Raw genomic sequence first — 243 nt, 5'->3', positions numbered from 1 at the left:
TGCGCCCAGCGCAGCGCGCCCTGCTAGTTGCTACCGCCACTCCCAAAACGTTGGGCACCAAAATAGTTAGGCACGCCTTTTACGCAAATATCGATCAGACGTTGTTCAACGTCATCGCGATTGCTCACTTCGCGCAGAACCAGGGTAAAGGCGTTTCCTTTCAGCGCGCCTAAACGCAGCTTGCGCTTGTGCCGCGCATACTCCAGCACCTGGCAGCCTTCCAGTTGAAAGGCGCTCAGATCG

At 56.8% G+C, this 243-nt stretch carries 1 pseudogene; it reads right to left on the bottom strand.

Annotation, left to right across the window (positions count from 1 at the left end):
* Nucleotides 1-26: 26 nt before the first annotated feature.
* Nucleotides 27-243 (bottom strand): annotated as a pseudogene (gene truD / locus V5P19_RS24305) (tRNA pseudouridine(13) synthase TruD); the annotation flags it as partial.

The organism is Enterobacter sp. UNJFSC 003 (assembly GCF_036903355.1).
Taxonomy (GTDB): domain Bacteria; phylum Pseudomonadota; class Gammaproteobacteria; order Enterobacterales; family Enterobacteriaceae; genus Enterobacter.
The sequence above is the reverse complement of the archived record's forward strand: the minus strand, read 5'-3'. Positions and strand labels throughout refer to the sequence as shown.